Origin of the sequence: Nonomuraea diastatica, from assembly GCF_004349015.1 — a bacterium.
Taxonomy (GTDB): domain Bacteria; phylum Actinomycetota; class Actinomycetes; order Streptosporangiales; family Streptosporangiaceae; genus Nonomuraea; species Nonomuraea diastatica.
Map to the genome: position 1 here is coordinate 14,089 of NZ_SMKP01000115.1, position 19,198 is coordinate 33,286.

Below are 19,198 nucleotides of genomic sequence, written 5' to 3' on the forward strand. Positions count from 1 at the left end.
TGCGCCGGGCATACGAAATTCGCCCAGGCGCGGGCCTTGAGCCCGGTGGCGGCCGTACGCTTGCAGGGATCACCCCCCTCAGGAGGCCGCCATCAACCGCCTTGTGCTCTGGAACGTCGACCTGACCCTGGTCGACGTCGCCATCGTGACGAGAGACGCCTACGCCGAGGCGTTCCGCCTCGTGACAGGGCGACCGCTGGTCAAGCTCGTTCCCCCGCTGGGCCGCCCGGATTCTGAGATCGTCTTCGAGACGCTCGCCGTCAACGGCATCCAGGCCGAGAACGATCACCTGCCGAAGTTCCTGGCGGCGCTGGCCATGGCCTTCGCCGACCGGCGCGGGCGGCTGGCCGGGGAAGGCCGGATGATGTCCGGAGCGAAAGACGCGCTCAAGTCGGTGTCCAAGCTCGACGGCGTGGTGCAGACGGTGCTGACCGGCACGATCAAGAGCAACGCCGTGCACAAGCTCAAGGCGTTCAAGCTGGACAAGTACATCGACTTCGAGCTCGGCGGCTACGGCGAGGAGGTCTATCCCAAGGCGACGCTGCTGCAGGTCGCGCAGTCGCGGGCCAAGCAGCGCCTCGGGGTGCCGTTCACCGCGGCCAACACCGTGGTGATCGGCGACTCCACGCGTGACGTGCAGGCCGCCAAGATCGGCGGTGCGGCCATGATCGGGGTCGCCTCCGGGCGGTCGATGGCGGCCGAGCTTCGTGAGGCGGGCGCCGACATCGTGCTGCCCGACCTGTCCAACGCCTCGGAGGTGGTGGCCGCGGTCGCCGGCCTCACGTCCCCTCTCGACCGCAAAGCCGGCTGACCTCTCTCTCGACCGCAGGCCGGGTGGTCTCCTCTCGGTCGGAGGGCCGGGTGGTCTCCTCCCGGCCGGAAATCGGGGTGGTCTCCTCCCGGCCGCAAGGCCGGCCGACCTCCACCGCGGGCAGGGTCAGGACAGGGCGTCGAGGAAGCGGGCCGCGATCGGAGCCGCCACCGCGGGGCCCGCGCCGCCGCCCTCGACGACCACCGCGAATGCCAGGTCGCCCTTGTAGCCGATGAACCAGGAGTGCGCGGGCGGTTCCTTGCCGGAGCCGTACTCCGCGGTGCCGGTCTTGCCCGCCGTGCCGGCCGGGAACCGTACCGCGTGCGCGGTGCCCTCGGTGACGACGGCGGGCATGAGCTTGCGCAGTGCCGCCACCACCCCTCTCTCCAGCGGGCGCGGCTGGGCCGGTTGCGCGTCGGGGATGCGCTCCTCCTTGACGAGCCTGGGCGGGATGTACGCGCCGGAGGCGATGGCCGCGGCGACGGACGCCATGTTCAGCGGGCTCGCCAGCACCCTGCCCTGACCGATGGCGGCGGAGGCGAGGTCGGTGTCGTCCTTGGGGTCGGGGAACTCCGCCCGTACAGCGGGCACGCCGGGCGTGACCGGGACGCCGAAGCCGAAACTCTCGGCGACCTCGCCCAGCCGGCCGCCGTTCAGTTCGGCCACGGCGAGCTCGCCGAACGTGGTGTTGCACGAATGCGCGAACGCGTCACGGAACGACAGCGTGCCGAAGTCCTCGTAGCCCGCGTTGTGGAACGGGAACCCGCCGATGTTCCGCTCGGCGGGGCAGGCGACCTTCTCGCCCGGCTCGGTCCCGTCGGCGACCAGGGCGGAGGCCGTCACGACCTTGAAGGTCGAGCCCGGCGGATATTTGCCGAGCAGGGCCCGGTTGAACCCGCCTGGCGCGTTGATCGCCGCGAGGATCTCCCCGGTCGAGGCCCGCAGCGCCACCAGCGAGCGGGGCTTGGACACGCCTTCGAGCGCCCGGGCCCCCGCCCGGTGCACGTTCAGGTCGATCGTGGTCCGCAGCGGCCGCTTCCCGCCGGGTTTCACGACCGTCTGGAGGACCTTGTCCCCTTCGTACAGGTCGATTCTGGAGCGTCGTGGTGTCGTGAAGCGGTCGGGAAGGGTCTGCTTGATCCCTTCGACGAGCTGCTGCACGGAGCCGGGCGCGTCCGGGGTGCTGATGGCGGTGCCGTCGGCGGCCACGACCTGGGGTGGGTCGCCCTGCTCCGTGATGACCCGCAACGAGCGGCCGTCCTTCAGCAGGGGGTGCAGGGCGGCGGGGGTCCAGGCCACTTTCCAGGTGCGACCGCTTTCGACGAGCTTGAGCCCTCCGCTGTAGCGCCAGTCGTGTTCCCCGGTCAGCTTGGCGACGAAGCCCACGACGCCGTCGCCGTCGGCGGCCGAGCGGGCGAAGACGCCTGACGGCTCGGGACGGTGGAAGCCGGCCTGGGTCGCCTTGAGGTCGGCGAGGAACCGCCGGTGCCGGCGCTCGAAGTCGGCGGGCGGGTCGACGACCAGCTCCCGCATCGCCGCGTAGTCCTGGCCGGACCAGGCCGCGAGGTATGCGTCGGCCGTCCGCTCCGGCGAGCCCTCCGTGCGCAGCGCCCAGATGACGCCGCCCGCCGCCACGATCGGGACAAGCAGTCCCGCCACGATCCACGGCCATCGCCGTCTCCGCCGCCGCGGCGGTTGTTCAGGCCGGAGGTAGGCATAGTTAGTCCCCGTTTGTGGTGCCATGACGGAGAGGACACCAGAGCGGAAGCATGGGTGTCCAATACTGATATGACTGCTTCGAAGATATAAATCTGGATATAGTCGCTGCTCATGGACCTCGTCCGGCACCTCCGCTACTTCACCGTGGTCGCGGAGGAACTCCACTTCGGCAACGCCGCGATCCGGCTCGGCATGGCGCAGCCGCCGCTCAGCCAGCGCATCAAACGCCTGGAGGAGGAGCTCGGCGTGCGGCTGTTCGACCGCTCGGCCCGCCAGGTCAGGCTCACCGAGGCGGGCAGGCTGCTGCTCGGCGAGGCCCGCGAGATCGTGGCCAGGGTGGACCGCCTGCACGAGCTGGCCAGGCAGGGCCAGGGCACGGTGCTCAAGGTCGGCGTCCCGCCCGACCTGGCCGCCGCCGCGATCGCCGCGCTCGTCGCCGGTTTCCGCGAGATCAAGCCGGAAGTGCGCCTCGCGCCCGCCGAGATCTGGACCGCCGACCAGGTGACGGCGCTGGCGGAGGGCACGATCGACGTCGGCCTGGTCCGCCATCCGGTCTCCGCGCCCGGCCTGGAGTACGGCCGGATCCTCGTGCAGGCGCAGGGCGTGCTGCTGGCCGAGGGCGACCCGCTGACCGCCGTCGGCGAGGTGCACCTGGCCGACCTGGCAGGACGCGAGCTGCTGATGCCGCCCAAGGAGGGCGAGCCGGGGCTGCACGCCGAGGTGCTGTCGGAATGCCGGCGCCACGGCTTCGTCCCCGCGCAGGTGCACCAGGGCGCCGGGCTCGGGCTGGTCCTGGCCGGGGCGGCGGTGGCGTTCGGGCCGAAGGTGGAGCTCTCGGGGCTGGCCTGGCGGCCGCTGCTAGGCTCGCCGATCATGTCCCGGGTCTCCACGGCCTGGCGCATGGCGACGGCGTCCGTCAACGACCTGATCGGCGACTTCTCCGCCGTGGCCGTACGGACCTTGAAGGAGAGAGCGGGGATGACGGACGAGGGCGCCGTACCCGCACGGCGGATCAGCCGCAGGCCGGGGATGCTGGCATGAGCGGGCGCACAGACCCGCACGGACCCGGCGCGCGCATGCGGCAGGCGAAGGAGGGCGCATGAGCACGCCCGACTTCGACGCCCTGTTCAGGACGGCCGGCGTGAACGGCTGGCTGCACGCCGTCGACGTCGACTCGGGGCGGGAGATCGGTCACGGGGCCGACGTGCCGCTGCCCACGGCGTCGATGTTCAAGGTGCCGCTGCTGGTGGAGTTCTGCCGGCAGGCCGACGCCGGGCTGCTCGACCCGGCCGGCCGGATGACCGTGCCGGCGGCCGGCCGGTCGTCGGGGCCGACGGGGATCTCGGCGATGCTGGACGAGGTGACGCTCTCGCTGCGCGACCTGGCGTACCTGATGATCGCGGTGAGCGACAACGGCTCCGCCGACGTGCTGCTGGCCAGGGTCGGGCGCAAGGCGGTCAACACGATGCTGGCGGTGCTGGGGCTGCACGGCACGCGCGTCCTGCAGAGTTGCCAGGAGTTCAACGACAGCATGCGCGAGGACACCGGCCACTCCTGGCCGTACCTCGATCCCGACGACGTCGCCCGCCTGAGCGCTCTCGACCCCGAGCGGACCAACCGGAGCACCCCGCGCGAGATGGCGGAGCTGTTCGGGCTGATCTGGCGGAACGAGGCGGCCTCGGCCGAGTCGTGCGCCTGGATGCGCGCGGCGCTCAACAAGCAGGTCTGGCCGCACCGGCTGGCCTCCGGTTTCCCGTACGACGACGTGGCCGTCAGCGGCAAGACCGGCACGGCCCCCACGTTGCGCACCGAGTCGGGTGTCGTCGAATATCCCGACGGCAGGCGCTACGCGGTGGCCGTGTTCACCCGCTCCTTCAGTACGGCGCTCAACCAGCCGCGCGCCGACGCGGTGATCGGCACGGCCGCGCGTATGGCGGTGGACCACCTACGGAGATAGCAACTTGTGGGGAAGTCCGGGTATGACTTTCCGGTGATCAGGCGACAGGATGGGACACATGGTTGCTGAGGGCGAGCTTGTCTGGGAGCCGAGCGAGGACGTCGTCGCATCGGCCAGGCTGACCCGCTACCTGGAGTGGCTGGGGCGGCCCGCCGACTACGAGGACGCGTGGCGGTGGTCCGTCGGCAGCCCCGAGGAGTTCTGGACGTCGATCTGGGACTACTTCGACGTGATCGGCGAGCGCGGCGACGGGCCGGTGGTGTCCGGCACGATGCCCGGCGTCACGTGGTTCGCCGGCAGCACGCTCAACTACGCCGAGAACGCGCTGCGCCGGCGCACGGGCACTGGGGGCACCGCTCTGGTGTTCGTCTCGGAGGACGGCGCCCGCCAGGAGATGACCCACGCCGAGCTGCGCGAAGAGGTCGCCCGCGTGCGGACGGGGCTGCGCCGCCTGGGCGTCGGGCGCGGCGACCGGGTGGCCGCCTACGTGCCCAACATCCCGCAGGCCCTCATCGCCTTCCTGGCCACCGCCTCGCTGGGAGCGATCTGGTCGGCGGGCTCGCCCGACTTCGGCGTGCCGAGCGTCGTCGACCGGTTCACGCAGATCGAGCCCAAGGTGCTCATCGCGGTCGACGGCTACCACTACAACGGCAAGAGCTACGACCGCTCAGCCGCCGTCAACGAGATCGCCGCCGCGCTGCCCTCGCTGCGCGCGACCGTGTGGATCCCCTACCTGGCTGCGGCCGAGGAGGGCCGAGCACCGCAGCACGCCGAGCCGGCGCCCGCGCACACCACGGAGCCGCCGCACGGCGAGGTGATCGGCTGGGAGGGGCTGCGGGCCGAGGAGGGTCCGCTGGAGTTCGAGCGGGTGCCCTTCGACCATCCGCTGTGGATCCTCTACTCCAGCGGCACGACCGGGCTGCCCAAGCCGATCGTGCACGGGCACGGCGGCGTGGTGCTGGAACACCTCAAGTCGCTCACCTTCCACCAGGACATGGGTGAGGGCGACGTGTTCTTCTGGTACACCACCACGGGCTGGATGATGTGGAACTACCTCATCGGCGCCCTGCTGGTGGGCGCCACGCCGGTGTTGTACGACGGCTCGGCCGCCCATCCGTCGCCGGCGACGCTGTGGCGGATCGCCGACTCCGAGAACGTGACCTACTTCGGGGTCGGGGCGCCCTACATCATGGCCTCGCGGAAAGCCGGCATCCATCCGGAAGGGCTGGAAAAACTGCGCGGCGTCGGCTCGACCGGGTCGCCGCTGCCGCCCGAGGGGTTCGCGTGGCTGGCCGCCGAGCTGCCCGGCATCCCGCTCGGATCGTTCTCCGGCGGCACCGACGTGTGCACGGGCTTCGTCGGGGCAACCGTGCTCCACCCGATCAGGGCCGGCATCATCCCGTGCCGGTCGCTGGGGGCGAAGGTGGAGTCGTACGACCCCGCGGGCAAGCCGGTCGTCGGCGAGGTGGGCGAACTGGTAATGACCCGGCCGATGCCGTCGATGCCGGTGACGTTCTGGAACGACCCGTCGGGCGAGCGCTATTTCGGCAGCTATTTCGACGTCTACCCCGGCGTGTGGCGGCACGGCGACTGGATCAAGATCAACGAGGACGGCAGCTGCGTGATCTACGGCCGCTCCGACTCGACGCTCAACCGCGGCGGCGTCCGCATGGGCACCAGCGAGTTCTACCGGGTCGTCGAGCGGTTCGACGAGATCGCCGACAGCCTCGTGATCGACACCGGGCAGCTCGGCCAGGAGGGGCTGCTACTGCTGTACGTCACGCTCGCCGAAGGGGCCGAGCTCACCGAGCCGCTCCAGCGGGCCCTCTGCGACGCGCTGCGCAAGGAGTTGTCGCCCCGCCACGTGCCCAACGAGATCCACGCCGTGCCGGGCATCCCGCGCACGTTGTCGGGGAAGAAGCTCGAGGTGCCCGTACGCAAGATCCTGCTCGGCACACCCGTCGAGCAGGCGGCCAACCCCGACGCCATGGCCAACCCCGAGGTGCTGCGGCACTTCAGACCGGCGTGATGACGATCTTCCCGCGCGTGCGCCCGGACTCCGCCCTGCGATGGATCTCCGCCAGCGCCGCCAGCGGGTGGCACTCGGACGGGCCGACGACCAGGTCTCCCCGGTCCACCAGGGCCGCCAGCTGAACCAGCTGGCCGGGGTCGTTGCGGGTCACGAAGTGTGTGCCGCCCTCGATCGGGGTGGCGATCGTGACCACCGTGCGGCCGAGCCGGGCCAGCGCGGCGGCGTCCTGCGGTGGGACGGCTGCCAGGTTCAGCAGCACGTCCATGCCGCCGGGAAGCGGCGTGGCGGTGTAGTCGATCACCTCGTCGGCGCCGTACCCCTTGACTGCCGCCGCGCTGCGCGGGCTCGCCGTGGCCGTCACCACCGCGTCCGCCAGCCGGGCGAGCTGGACGGCGAACATGCCGACGCCGCCGCCCGCGCCGTTGATCAGCACGCGCTGTCCCGAAGCGATGCGGGCGTGCTCGTGCACGGCCTGCCAGGCGGTGAGCCCGGCCACGGGGATGGTGGCCGCGTCGGCGAGCGGGATGCTCTCCGGGGCTCTGACCAGCACGCTCGCGGGTGCGGTCACGTACTCGGCCGCGGCGCCGTCCACCTGGCCGAACACGCGGTCACCCGGGGCCAGGCCGGTGACGTCCGCGCCGGTTTCGAGCACGGTGCCGGAGACGTCCCAGCCGAGGGTGCGCGGCAGGCTCACCCCGAAGACTTCGGTCAGCAGGCCGGAGCGCAGGCCGATCTCGGCCGGGTTGAAGGACGTGGCCGCCACCTCGATCAGTGCCTCCCCCGGGCCGGGCCGTGGCACCGGGATCCGGTCGTGCCGGATCGCCGACGGGCCGCCGAACTCGTGGATCCGGGCGGCGCGCATGGTGCCGGCCGGGACAGGGGCGGCGCGGAAGGCCGCGGCGTGCTCCGCGACCCACTCGCGGAACGTGCCGGCGGCCCTCCGCGTGATCTCCTCGACCGTCCGCGTGACCGGGGGCGGAGCGGTCACCAGGGTGGCCTGGGCCTGAAGGGCCTCCTCCACGGCGGGCGCGGGCCACCCCTCGGCCAGGAGTTCCGCGCGGGCATGGGCCGGCGGGACCTCCTCCCAGCGCGCCGGGAATCCCGCGATCTCGGCGATGACGTCCACCTGGCCGGCCTGGGTGATCGGCTCGGGGCCGGTCAGCACGTAGGAGGCGCCGTGGTGGCCGTCCTCCAGCAGCGCCCGTACGGCGACCGCAGCGACGTCCCGCTCGTGCACCGGAGCCATGGCGGCCTGTCCGTACGGCGCGCGCACGACTCCCGCCCTGAGCCGCCTGGCCCAGCGCAGCGTGTTGGCCGCGAAGACGTGCGGGCGCAGGAACGTCCACTCCAGCCCGGACTCCTCGATCAGCCGCTCTACCTCGCGTTCGTGCCCGCGGACAGCGGCGGAGGAGAGGTAGACCACGCGGCGCGCACGCGCGGCGATCGCGTCGACCAGCGCTCGCGCACCCTCGGCCGTCGCGAACGGCCACACCAGGAACACCGACTCCACTCCGTCGAGCGGCAACGATCCTGGGTCTCTCAGATCACCGGTACGGCGCCCCGCCGGGTCCCTAGTCAGGGGCCTGACCTCGGCTCCCGCCGCCCGCAACTGCTGCGCCACCTCGCTGCCGACCGTGCCGGTCGCCCCGGTGACCAGAACCATGCCCATAGAGCACTCCTTTCGTTGCAAGCAACCGTAGGAGCGCCCATTGAGACTTCCCATGCCTCATCGGCGCGTATTTCATACGTCATCGTCTTACACTCGGGACCATGGACGTGCTCAGTGACGTGATCGCGCTCATGCGCACCGGGCGTCCCCGAGCGGCCCGCGTCGAGTGGCGCGCGCCGTGGGGCCAGAGGTTCCCTGCCCTCCCCGGATCGGCCGGATTCCAGGTCGTCCTGGAGGGGGCCGGCCGGCTGCTCCCGCAGGAAGGCGAGCCGATCGCGCTGTCGGCGGGAGACGTGCTCTTCTTCCCTCGCGGCCACGGCTATGCCATGGCCGACACGGTCTCCACCCCGCTGGCCGAGCCGGCGTGCGACCCGCTGGCGGAGGAACTCGGCCTGTTCGCCGCGGACTCGTCCGGGGGCGCGGGCGCGGCGACGGTGTTGTTGTGCGGTGGTTACCGGTTCGACGTGAGCCGCGCCCACCCCCTCCTGGCCGACCTGCCCGACCTGGTGCACCTGCAGGGGGCGCTCGGCCGGGACGCCGAGTTGAGCGCCGCGATCGGCCTGCTGAGCACGGAGGTCCAGCGGCCTGGCGGGGGTGCCGACACGATCGTGACGTCGCTCCTGGACATGCTCCTGCTCTACATTCTGCGGGCCTGCTTCGCCACGGAGCCGGGTCACTGCCGGGTCGGCGGCTGGGCGGCGGCCCTGGCCGATCCGGGGATCAGCGCGGTGCTCGACGCCGTACACCGGGATCCGGCCCATCCGTGGACCGTCCAGGAGATGGGCGAACGGGCCGGCCTGTCGAGGTCGGCCTTCGCCCGGCGGTTCACGGCGCTGGTGAGACAGCCGCCGCTCACCTACCTGACCTGGTGGCGCCTGGCCATGGCCGCGCGGCTCATGCGGGAGTCGGACGCGGTGCTGGGGGAGATCGCCGCCCGGGTCGGCTACAGCTCGGAGTTCGCCTTCTCCAACGCCTTCAAACGGGAGCACGGCATGTCGCCCGGCCGGTATCGCCGTGACGTCGGCCGGTTCGCGCCGCCGCGCGGTCCGCGTGACCGGCGAACTGCGAGCCGCCGGACTCACGACGTGATTAAAACGTAGCAATCACAATGCCGTCATACCTTGGAGGAAGGCATTGACGCTCGCAGGACACAGCGCCTAGATTCCGGACAGCCACCCGTTAAAACGTTTGTTGTCGGGAGGATGGATGGCCGCTCCCCCCACGCTGGCCTTGGCGAACGTCAGCAAGTCGTTCGGCGCCGTGCGTGCGCTGCGTGACGTCTCGATCGAGTTGTTCGCCGGCGAGACGCACGGGCTCGCGGGGGAGAACGGCGCCGGCAAGTCCACCCTGGTCAAGACGCTCGCCGGGGTGCACCGCCCCGACAGCGGCCAGGTGCTGCTCGGCGGCGAGCCGGTCGGCTTCGCCGGACCGGCCGACGCCCAGCAGGCGGGCGTGGCCGTCATCTACCAGGAGCCGACCCTCTTCCCCGACCTTTCCGTGGCGGAGAACATCTTCATGGGCCGCCAGCCCCGGCGCGGCCTCGGCCGTATCGACCGCAGGGCCATGCACGCGCGGACCAGGGAGCTGTTCGGGCGGCTCGGCGTGGCCCTCGACCCCGAGCAGCCCTCGCGCGGGTTGTCCATCGCCGACCAACAGCTCGTCGAGATCGCCAAGGCGATCTCCAGGGACGCCCGCGTGCTGATCATGGACGAGCCGACGGCCGCGCTCTCCGGCCACGAGGTGACCCGGCTGTTCTCGGTCGCGGAGGCGCTGCGCGAGCAGGGCTGCGCCCTGCTGTTCATCTCCCACCGGCTGGACGAGATCTTCACACTGTGCCAGCGGGTCACGACCCTGCGCGACGGCGCCTGGATCGCCAGCGAGCCCGTCGAGGGGCTCACGCACGACGACCTCATCCGCCGCATGGTGGGCCGCGAGGTCGCCACGCTGTTCCCCAAGGAGGAGGCGGCCGTCGGCGAGGTCGCGCTGAAGGTCGAGCGGCTGACCCGCGAGGGCGTGTTCACCGACGTGTCCTTCGAGGTGCGCAGGGGCGAGATCGTCGCCCTGGCGGGGCTGGTCGGCGCCGGCCGTAGCGAGGTGGCCAGGGCCGTCTTCGGCATCGACCGCTGGGACGCCGGGTCCGTCACGGTGGACGGCGTCACCCTGCCCGCGGGCAGCCCCACGGCCGCCATGAACGCGGGGCTGGCCCTGGTGCCCGAGGACCGCCGCCAGCAGGGGCTCGTCATGGACCTGTCGATCGAGCGCAACATCGGGCTGACCGGCCTGCGCGAGCTGCGCCGCGGCCCGACGATCTCCCGCAGGGCCGAGCGCGACCGGGCCAGGGACTGGGCGCTGCGGCTGCAGCTGAAGTTCGCCCGGCTGGCCGACGGGGTGGGCGTGTTGTCCGGCGGCAACCAGCAGAAGGTGGTGCTGGCCAAGTGGCTGGCCACGGAGCCGTCCGTGCTCATCGTGGACGAGCCGACGCGCGGCATCGACGTCGGCACCAAAGCGGAGGTGCACCGGCTGCTGTCGGAGCTGGCCGGCCAGGGCATCGCCGTCCTCATGATCTCCTCCGAGCTGCCGGAGGTGCTCGGCATGGCCGACCGGGTGCTGGTCATGCACGAGGGCCGGCTGGCGGCCGAGATCCCCAGGGCCGAGGCGACCGAGGAGAGCGTGATGAGCGCCGCCACCGGGAGGGCCGCGTGACCGGACCCGCCACCACGGTGGCCGCGCCGCCCGAGGAGTCCCCCGGAGGGCGCAGCGCCAGGAGCCTGGTCGACCTGGTGTTCAGGGCCCGCGAGCTGAGCCTGGTCATCGCCCTGGCCCTGCTCATCGCCGTGACCGGCGCGGTCAACCCCAACTTCCTGTCCGGACAGGGCATCGAGGACATCCTGCTCAACACCGCGATCCTCGCCCTGCTGGCCGTCGGGCAGTCGGTCGTGGTCATCACCCGCAACCTCGACCTGTCCGTCGGCTCCGTGGTGGGGCTGGTCGCGTTCGTCACCGCCGACGTGCTCGCGAGCGGCTGGGGCCTGGTGCCCGGCGTCGTGTTCGGGGTGGCCATCGGCGCGGCCTGTGGCCTGCTCAACGGGCTCCTCGTCAGCTTCTGCCGGGTCCCGGCCCTGGTCGTGACGCTCGGCACCCTCTACGTGATCCAGGGGGTCGACCACTACATCGCGCACGGCCGCCAGATCAACGCCGTCGACCTGCCGCCCGCCTTGTTGTCGCTCGGCAACGGGTCGGTGCTGGGCGTGCCGTACCTGCCGCTCATCACGCTCGTGTTCATGTTGCTGATCGGCTACTACCTGCGCTCCTATCCGAGCGGCCGGGAGTTCTACGCCATCGGCTCCAGCCCCGAGGCGGCCAGGCTGGCCGGCGTGCCGGTGCGCCGCCGCGTCCTGACCGCCTACCTCGTCAGCGGATGCCTGGCCGGGCTGGCGGGCGTGCTCTGGCTGGCCAGGTTCGGGACGGTCATCGGCGACTCGGCCAACGGCTGGGAGCTGATCGTGATCAGCGCGGTCGTGGTGGGCGGCGTCGCGATCACCGGCGGGGTCGGCAGCGTCTACGGGGCGGCCCTCGGCGCGCTGCTGCTCACCACGATCGGCAGCGCCCTGGTGGTGCTCCGCGTCAACCCCTTCTGGCAGCAGGCCATCACCGGCGCGCTGCTCCTGCTCGCCATCAGCGTCGACCGGGTGCTGGCCATGAGGGTGGCCCGCCTGCTCAGGAACAGGAGCCGTCATGGCTGACGGAGGGACCACGGGGGTGGCGGGCTGATGGGCGGCCTCTCTCTCATGGGCAGGGCCCTGCGGTGGGACGTCCTGGTGGCGTCGTTGCTGGTCGCCGTGTTCGTGGCGGGCTCCTCCACCACCCCTGGCTTCGCGACCACCGGCAACCTGTCGTTCGCCCTGAGCGACCTGGGCGAGATCGCGCTCATCGCGCTGGCCATGACCATGCTGGTGGTGGCCGCCGAGGTGGACCTGTCGGTCGCCTCCGTGCTCGGCCTGTCGAGCGCGCTCGTCGGCGCCATGTGGGAAGGCGGCATGGCCATAGAGACGATCATCCCGCTCGTGGTGCTCGTCGGCGCCGTCTGCGGGCTGGTCAACGGGCTGCTCGTGACCCGGCTCGGCCTGCCCTCGCTGGCCGTCACGATCGGCACGCTCGCCCTCTACCGTGGCCTGGCGTACGTGGTGCTCGGCGACAAGGCCATCGCCCAGTTCCCGCCCGGCTACGTCGCGCTGGCCGTGGACGACGTGCCCGGCACGCCGATCCCGTACCCGATCGCGCTGTTCATCCTGCTCGCCGTCATCGTCGGAGTGGTGCTGCACGCCACCGGCTTCGGCCGCTCGCTCTACGCCATCGGGGCGCAGGAGCAGGTCGCCTTCTTCGCCGGCGTCCGGGTCAAGCGCATCAAGCTCCTCCTCTTCGTCGTCTCCGGCACGGTCGCGGCGTTCGCCGGGGTCATCTTCACCCTCAGGTACGGCTCCGCACGCGCCGACAACGGCCTGGGCATCGAGCTCGCCGTCATCGCGGCCGTCCTGCTCGGCGGGGTCGACTTCGACGGCGGCAAGGGCACGCTGGGCGGGGTCATCGCCGGCGTGCTGCTCATCGGGCTGCTCCGCAACCTCCTGATGCTCGGCGACGTGTCGACGGAGATCCAGTCGATCGTCACCGGGCTGCTCCTCATCGTGTCGGTGCTCACCCCGCGCCTCGTCTCCCTCATCAGGCCGGCCCTGAAAGGAACACCACCATGACCCCGATGCGCCTCACCGCCGTCGCCACGTTGCTCGTCCTCGGCGTGGCGGCCTGCGGCGGCACCACGAGATCGTCCGTCACCGCCGCTCCCCAGGAGGCGCCCGCCTCCTCGGCCGCTCCCTCGGCGAACCCCGACGCGCCACTCAAGGAGGGCATCAAGCTGGCGTTCCTGCCGAAACAGATCAACAACCCGTACGAAGTGATCGTCGACGAGGCCGGGATCGAGGCGGCCAAGGAGTTCAAGGGCGAGGCCAAGGAGGTCGGCCCGTCCGACGCGTCGGCGTCGTCCCAGATCTCCTACATCAACACGCTGACCCAGCAGGGCCACGACGCGATCCTCATCGCCGCCAACGACGCCAACGCCGTCTGCGGCCCGCTCCAGCAGGCCCGCGCCAAGGGCATCAAGATCGTGTCGTACGACTCGGACGCGGCGCCGCAGTGCCGTGACCTGTTCATCAACCAGGCCAGCTCCGAAGAGGTCGGCCGCAGCCAGGTGCAGCTGCTCGCGGAGATGATCGACCACAAGGGCGAGATCGCCATCCTGTCGGCCACGGCCAACGCGACGAACCAGAACACCTGGATCGAGTTCATGAAGGAGGAGCTGGCCAAGCCGGAGTACAAGGACATGAAGCTGGTCAAGGTCGCCTACGGGGACGACGACGACCAGAAGTCCTTCACCGAGACGCAGGGCCTGCTGCAGGCCTATCCCGACCTGAAGGGCATCATCTCGCCCACCACGGTCGGCGTCTCGGCCGCGGCCCGCTACATCTCGGGTTCGAAGTACAAGGGCAAGGTGGTGCTGACCGGCCTGGGCACGCCCAATCAGATGCGGCAGTTCGTCAAGGACGAGACCGTGGAGAAGTTCGCCCTGTGGAACCCGAAGGACCTGGGCTATCTCGCGTCGTACGCGGCGGCGGCGCTGGTGTCGGGGCAGATCACCGGGGCCGAGGGGGAGACGTTCAAGGCGGGCAAGCTGGGGGAGCGCACGATCGGCAAGAACGGCGAGGTCATCCTCGGGCCGCCGTTCACCTTCGACGCCTCCAACATCGACCAGTTCGACTTCTGACGCGCCGCGCCGTGCGGCCCGGAACCCGGGCCGCACGCCGTCAGCCGGGAAGCCCGAGGAGGGGCAGGCAGGCTGCCAGGTTGTGGATCTCGAAACCGGGTGACTCCGCCCACTCCTCCCTGGCCAGGCGGAAGCGCCGGGTGACGGCCGGCCTGCCCTGACGGTCGTGGACCGTGATGCCGTCCTCCTGGTAGCCGAGCTTCCTCGTCACGGCCAGCGAGGGGTTGTTGTCCTCGAACGCCTCGGTCGTCGCGTAGCGCGCCCCCAGCCCGGCGAAGGCGAGGTGCAACACCGCCCTGCGCATCTCGGTGCCGATGCCCTTGCCCTGGAAGCGCTGCCCCAGCCACGAGCCGGTGCCGACCTCGCGGGTGACCGCGAAGGACGTGGCCGTGATGCCCTGCGTGCCGACGATCTGACCGTCGTACACGACCACGAAGTCGATCGACCACTTCTCCGGGGCGAGCGAGCCCCACGCGCGGAAGTGGTACTGCAGCGTGCTCCTGGCCCGCTCGGCGGGCTCGGCGTCCGTCCAGGGGAAGAAGAACGGCATGAATCCCGCCTCGTGGACACCCTCGGTGGCGCGGTCTGCGAGCTCGTCGAGGTCGTCGAGCGAGGGGAGACGCAGCTCCAGGAGGGGCGTCGTGATGGACAGGTCGAACAGGGGCCAGTTCCGCATACCACCGCATGGTGACAGCCGGCCCGCCCGTTGGCGAACGATTTTCGCCCGCGGTCGCCAGGAGCGATAGTCGAATAAACGGGGAATGCCCGTTTATAGCGGGATTCGTTAATTCGCTGCCTTTACCGGACAAAACCCATGCATGAGGTGAATTCTCGACGATGTGGGTAGGCATCGAATTATGATCATAAAATTTCGGAGAATCGGCGCTTTCGCCGTTGGATGCGGGGCGCCCGTGTTGATGGGCGTACCCGCGATGGCGGACAGGGACGTTCCCAGACCGGTGGGGCAGGCCGAGGTGAAGGCGCCGGTCCTGCGGCCGGGCGACCGCGGCAAGGAGGTCGAACAGCTCCAGCGGCGGCTGCACCAGGGCCGCTACTACTTCGGCAAGATCAACGGGCGCTACGACGAGCAGACGAAGTTCGCGGTCTGGGCGCTGCAGAAGAGCCACAAGATGGAGACGCGGGGCGCGGTGGGGCCGGAGGTCTGGCGGGCGCTCGACCGGCGGCTCCGCACGCGTGCGCTCGTGCCCACCGGCCCGGCGAACCGGGTCGAGGTCAGGCTGCGCGACCAGTTGCTGATCGTCTACCGCGGGCACCGTCCCGCGCTGATCTCGCACATCTCCAGCGGTGCCCAGAGGCGCTGGTGCCTCAACGGGCGCTGCGGCGACGCGGTCACGCCCGGGGGCGACTTCCGCGTCAACCGGCGGGCGCCCGGGTGGACGACCGGGCCGCTCGGGTCGATGTACAACTCCCTGTACTTCGTCGGCGGCATCGCGATGCACGGCTCCACGAAAGTCCCGAACCGGCCGGCCTCCCACGGGTGCGTACGGGTCCCGATGGAGACGTCCAAGCGGCTCTACGAAATGGTGGGCATCGGGGAGCCGGTATATGTGCGACAGAAATGGTAATTCCTGAAAAATTCGGATATGTCGGTGCGAATGCCGCCAGCAGCGCAGTTCGCCGCGCAGCGTCAACCGGAGGGCAACCCGGCGGGCAGGCCGTGCCGCCGGCGGATTCGTCACCCGTGCGTCACCCCGCCGTGCCTCCGACCCTTGAGACGTTCGGGCCGGTGCTCACGCGCGTGAGCCGGGGCATGCTCGCCCCGGCCCTCTTGAGCACGCCGTCCTTGACCAGCCGCAGGGGCGAGCCGGCGGGCGTGGGGCCGTTCCCGGTGGTCTGGGCGAGCCGCAGGGCCAGCGCCGGGCACATGTCGACCGCCCGCCGCGCCTCCTTGGCCAGATAGCCGGGGACGTTCCTGAACGACGGGAACCCGTAGTCGTCCAGGTCCACGAACTCCGGCAGCAGGTGCGCGCAGAGCCCGTGCCCCTGGCAGCGGGACCAGTCGACCTCCAGCCGGTACTCGGGGTCGGCCTCGCGCTCGGGCATCGGCAGCACGCCGCGGATCGGCCGGCCGCACGACCCGTGCTCCAGGTGCTGCGCGATCTCGGTCTCGAACGCGTCCAGCGCCGACAACACGAACTTCGCCGTGCCGTCGGGGTGGAAGCACGCCCCGCGCCGCTCGACACCGCGCACGCAGCGGCGTACGGCGTCCACCGAACCCGTGCCCTCGACCAGCGCGTACATGGCCCTGGCGATGTCCGGCAGGCCGAGGCGGCACGGGCCGCACTGGCCTGCCGACTCGGCCGCCAGGTAGGCCGACACCCTGGCGGCCTCGCCGAGCGCGCAGGTGGACTCGCCGAGCGGGACGATGATCCCGGCTCCGAGCGTCGCTCCTGCCTGCTTCATGCCCTCGCGCGAGAGCACGGCCGTCTGGACGACCTCCGCGGACAACCACGCGCCGTGGTAGCCGCCGATGAGCACGCCGTCGCCGATCTCGGCCTCGGTCAGCGCGAGCACGTCGGCCAGGTAGGTGCCCGTGGGCGCCTCGATGACCGCACCCTGGGCCGCGCCGCCGCTGACGGTGAGCAGGATGGTGCCGGGCTCCTTGCTGGTGCCGATCTCGGCGTACCTCTCGGGGCCGTACTCCGCCAGCAGGGCGAACTGCGCGTACGTCTCCGTGTTGGACAGCAGGGTCGGCAGCCCGTCCACACCGCTCGTCGCGGCCCGCTTCTTGCGGCCGGGCGGGATGCCCTCCTCGCCGTTCACGGCCTTGACGAGCGCGCCCCCTTCGCCGGAGATGAAGCTCTCCTTGATCCCGACCACGCGGATCGGGACGCGGCTCTCCGCACCGCCCGACACGTTCGCGGCCCGGCGCTCGGCCACGGCGGCGGCGACGGACGCCTCGGCGACCTCGCCACCGGCCGTGGCGATGACCACCTCGCGGGCGCCCAGCGCCTCGGCGGCCAGCACCGCGCCGTCCAGCACCAGGTGGGGGTTACGGGTGAGCAGCATGGCGTCCTTGGAACTGGCCGGCTCGCCTTCGGCGCCGTTGACCAGCACCACGCTCTCGCCCGTGCCCGTCGCGTCGGCGACCGCCCGCAGCTTGCGCGCGAACGGAAAGGCCGCGCCGCCACGCCCGCGCATGTCCACGTCGTTGGCATGGGAGATGAGCTCGCTCAGCTCGCGCGGCTCCACGACCCCGTGGAGCGTGCGGTGCGCGGGCAGGTCGAGTCGGCGGCAGTGGTCGAGCCCGGCGGTGAGCCGGGCCGGACCCATGCGTAACACCCGGGGAACTCGGGCCGGAATCACGGTCGCTCCTGATCAATCGTCGCGGGCAGGCTCATCCGGCCTCCCGGTATCTGCGCCTGGCATCGGCGAGGCTCACGGGTGCGTTGACGTTCGCCGCGGCCGCCTGGGGGGCGGCCCGACCGGCAGCGGGGACCGCGACCTTCTGCGGCCGTTCGTTCGGCACGCCCGCGGCGGCCGGCGACGTCACCGCCATCCCTTCGAGCCTCTCGGGCACGATCGACGGCCGGCGCAGCGAGGCCAGCACCCGCACACAGAGCGCGGAGCCGACCGCCGCCAGGCAGGCCACGTAGGACCAGGCCACCCAGCCGGCCGGCGGACGGCCGGCGGTGAGCCCGTGCATGATGCCGACCGGCCAGGCCACGTACGCGGCGGCGTGGAGGATCCGCCACATCCATGGCCTGGTCCGGACGGCGAAGCGCCCCCTCAGCATTCCCGTGATCACGGCCAGGACCATCAGGTCGAAGGCCAGCGCGCCGAACCCCACGTAGAGCCCGGCGACGGGGACGACCGCCGCCCCCAGCGGCACGTGCCCCAGGCTGATCATGAGGGTGATGTGCGTGATCAGGTAGGCCAGCCCGATGAACGCGGTGGCTCTGTGCGCGAGCTGGGCCCTGACCCGGTTGGCCGGTGTCAGGAAGACGCGTTCGGTGGTGAGCAGGCCGAGCGCGACCGTCGCGGTCAGCAGCACCAGGGCGAACACGCCCGCGTAGAACTCGAGGAAGCCCACCCCTCGGCCGAGCAGCGCCACGCCACGTTCCGTCCTGGTCAGCGCGAACGCCGATAACAGGATGGCCATGATCGAGGCGCTCGCCCCCAGCCGGACGCTTCTGGTGTCCAGCTTGGTGGGGGCGTGCCTGGGGGATCGTCGGTGGAGCATCTATTTCCCTCCAAGGTCGGGTGAGGGTGCGACTCGGAAGGCTGGTGCCCGTGAGGGCATGTCAGATCAGCAACGGCGGCCCCGGTTGATGCATGAGACGACGGTCTGCATCAGCCGATCGGGCATCACATTGACGAAGTCGCCGTGGTCGGTGACCGGATTGTGCTTCTGCTCGGGGAAGGCGTCCACGGCGTACGACGGTCCTTGGGGGACGTTGTACGCGAGGGTCATGCGGAGTTGGGGGATCGCCTGAGTGCCCTGAGGGCAGGCGCCGTTCTGGTCGGGGAAGACCACGTGCGTCCGGTGATTGGCGCTGTCGGTGTTCTGGCCGTCCCAGCAGCTAGGGAAGTCCAGGATACGAAGAACCTGACTGCCACGCGGGCAAAGCGTGTATTTGTCGGGACTTATGCGATTTTGGAATCCCGAGCAGCTCCAGCCGGCCTTGGCGTTGGCGCCGCCGTTCGTGGCGGCCTTGGCGTCACCGGTGATGATCCTCATGAATCTCGGCATCGCCACGACGTCGCCGGCCGGGCTACCGCGGAACTGGAGCGTCACGGCGCGGGGCAGCACCAGCCGGCCGACGTTGCCGTCGGGGTCGTCGGCGTTCTCGTCCGACCTGCGGTCCCTGATCACGGGCCAGAAGTACGTGGACTTGTCGCCCAGCCGGCAGGTGGTGCCCGCGGCGGCCAGGCTCTCGTCGGTGGAGAACGCGTCAGTCGACAGGTTGCCCACGTAGTCGTGCAGGTGGTGCGCCCCGTTGCTCACGCCGGGCGCGACGATGAAGTTGTCGGGGTTGTTGTGGCGGTTCTGGTTGGTGCCGCAGCGGGAGATGAACGAGCCGCGGGAGCCGTCCCTGCCGATCCGCGCCTCGTTGACCGGCTGGACCTGGCGGATGTTGACGAAGTCCTGGGGGAACGGGCCGAGATCGGCGCACTCTTCCTCGTCGCCGCTCTGGGTGGGGGAGGGGGAGGGCGACGCCGTCCCCGGCGGG

At 71.1% G+C, this 19,198-nt stretch carries 16 protein-coding genes; 10 read left to right on the plus strand and 6 right to left on the minus strand.

The window, feature by feature from the left end; translation table 11 throughout:
* Positions 1-103: 103 nt before the first annotated feature.
* Positions 104-811 (plus strand): HAD family hydrolase, encoded by a 708-nt coding sequence (locus E1294_RS32980; RefSeq protein ID WP_132514884.1) that lies wholly within the window; start codon positions 104-106, stop codon positions 809-811.
* Between the two features lie 126 nt (positions 812-937).
* On the opposite strand, the gene E1294_RS32985 is transcribed toward E1294_RS32980, so the two are convergent.
* Complete coding sequence (locus E1294_RS32985) at positions 938-2,470, minus strand: penicillin-binding transpeptidase domain-containing protein (RefSeq protein WP_246083460.1); 1,533 nt, start codon at positions 2,468-2,470, stop codon at positions 938-940.
* Between the two features lie 171 nt (positions 2,471-2,641).
* Between E1294_RS32985 and E1294_RS32990 the strand changes: the two genes are divergently transcribed.
* Genes E1294_RS32990 through E1294_RS33000 form a run of 3 tightly spaced genes read left to right on the plus strand, consistent with a single transcriptional unit; the run spans position 2,642 to position 6,516 of the window.
* Positions 2,642-3,571 (plus strand): LysR family transcriptional regulator, encoded by a 930-nt coding sequence (locus E1294_RS32990; RefSeq protein WP_132514886.1) that lies wholly within the window; start codon positions 2,642-2,644, stop codon positions 3,569-3,571.
* A 58-nt stretch (positions 3,572-3,629) separates the two neighbouring features.
* On the plus strand, positions 3,630-4,487 hold the full coding sequence (locus E1294_RS32995) for a serine hydrolase (RefSeq protein ID WP_132514887.1): 858 nt from the start codon (positions 3,630-3,632) through the stop codon (positions 4,485-4,487).
* 58 nt (positions 4,488-4,545) lie between these two features.
* Entirely contained in the window at positions 4,546-6,516 is a 1,971-nt protein-coding gene (locus E1294_RS33000) for an acetoacetate--CoA ligase (RefSeq protein WP_132514888.1), read from the plus strand.
* Here the strand turns inward: E1294_RS33000 and E1294_RS57455 are convergent.
* Positions 6,503-8,188, minus strand: a complete 1,686-nt coding sequence (locus tag E1294_RS57455) for an alcohol dehydrogenase catalytic domain-containing protein (RefSeq protein ID WP_281284551.1) — start codon at positions 8,186-8,188, stop codon at positions 6,503-6,505. The genes E1294_RS33000 and E1294_RS57455 overlap by 14 nt on opposite strands.
* Positions 8,189-8,289: 101 nt before the next feature.
* Between E1294_RS57455 and E1294_RS33015 the strand changes: the two genes are divergently transcribed.
* The 5 genes from E1294_RS33015 (at position 8,290) to rhaS (ending at position 14,003) form a co-directional block, all read left to right on the plus strand.
* On the plus strand, positions 8,290-9,288 hold the full coding sequence (locus E1294_RS33015; RefSeq protein WP_132514889.1) for an AraC family transcriptional regulator: 999 nt from the start codon (positions 8,290-8,292) through the stop codon (positions 9,286-9,288).
* Between the two features lie 106 nt (positions 9,289-9,394).
* Complete coding sequence (locus E1294_RS33020) at positions 9,395-10,891, plus strand: sugar ABC transporter ATP-binding protein (RefSeq protein WP_132514890.1); 1,497 nt, start codon at positions 9,395-9,397, stop codon at positions 10,889-10,891.
* The gene (locus tag E1294_RS33025; RefSeq protein ID WP_132514891.1) at positions 10,888-11,931 is read left to right on the plus strand and encodes an ABC transporter permease; all 1,044 of its coding nucleotides are present in this window, start codon (positions 10,888-10,890) and stop codon (positions 11,929-11,931) included. Before E1294_RS33020 ends, E1294_RS33025 begins: the two co-directional genes overlap by 4 nt.
* A gap of 27 nt (positions 11,932-11,958) precedes the next feature.
* Positions 11,959-12,936 (plus strand): ABC transporter permease, encoded by a 978-nt coding sequence (locus E1294_RS33030; protein WP_132514892.1) that lies wholly within the window; start codon positions 11,959-11,961, stop codon positions 12,934-12,936.
* On the plus strand, positions 12,933-14,003 hold the full coding sequence (gene rhaS / locus E1294_RS33035) for a rhamnose ABC transporter substrate-binding protein (RefSeq protein ID WP_132514893.1): 1,071 nt from the start codon (positions 12,933-12,935) through the stop codon (positions 14,001-14,003). The genes E1294_RS33030 and rhaS overlap by 4 nt, the downstream gene beginning before the upstream one ends.
* 40 nt (positions 14,004-14,043) lie before the next feature.
* Here rhaS and E1294_RS33040 read toward each other — a convergent pair whose 3' ends face one another.
* Positions 14,044-14,679, minus strand: coding sequence for a GNAT family N-acetyltransferase (locus tag E1294_RS33040; protein WP_132514894.1), 636 nt, complete (start codon positions 14,677-14,679; stop codon positions 14,044-14,046).
* A gap of 256 nt (positions 14,680-14,935) precedes the next feature.
* Between E1294_RS33040 and E1294_RS33045 the strand changes: the two genes are divergently transcribed.
* Positions 14,936-15,589: a L,D-transpeptidase family protein gene (locus tag E1294_RS33045; protein WP_165977599.1), complete on the plus strand. Its 654-nt coding sequence runs from the start codon at positions 14,936-14,938 to the stop codon at positions 15,587-15,589.
* A gap of 121 nt (positions 15,590-15,710) precedes the next feature.
* Here the strand turns inward: E1294_RS33045 and E1294_RS33050 are convergent, their stop codons facing one another.
* From E1294_RS33050 to E1294_RS33060, 3 genes are all read right to left on the minus strand, one after another.
* Positions 15,711-17,297, minus strand: a complete 1,587-nt coding sequence (locus E1294_RS33050) for an NADH-quinone oxidoreductase subunit NuoF family protein (RefSeq protein WP_132514896.1) — start codon at positions 17,295-17,297, stop codon at positions 15,711-15,713.
* 64 nt (positions 17,298-17,361) lie between these two features.
* Positions 17,362-18,207, minus strand: coding sequence for a ferric reductase-like transmembrane domain-containing protein (locus tag E1294_RS33055; RefSeq protein ID WP_132514897.1), 846 nt, complete (start codon positions 18,205-18,207; stop codon positions 17,362-17,364).
* Positions 18,208-18,273: 66 nt separating this feature from the next.
* The coding region (locus tag E1294_RS33060; protein ID WP_132514898.1) for a DUF1996 domain-containing protein at positions 18,274-19,198 on the minus strand (925 nt) is incomplete at its 5' end.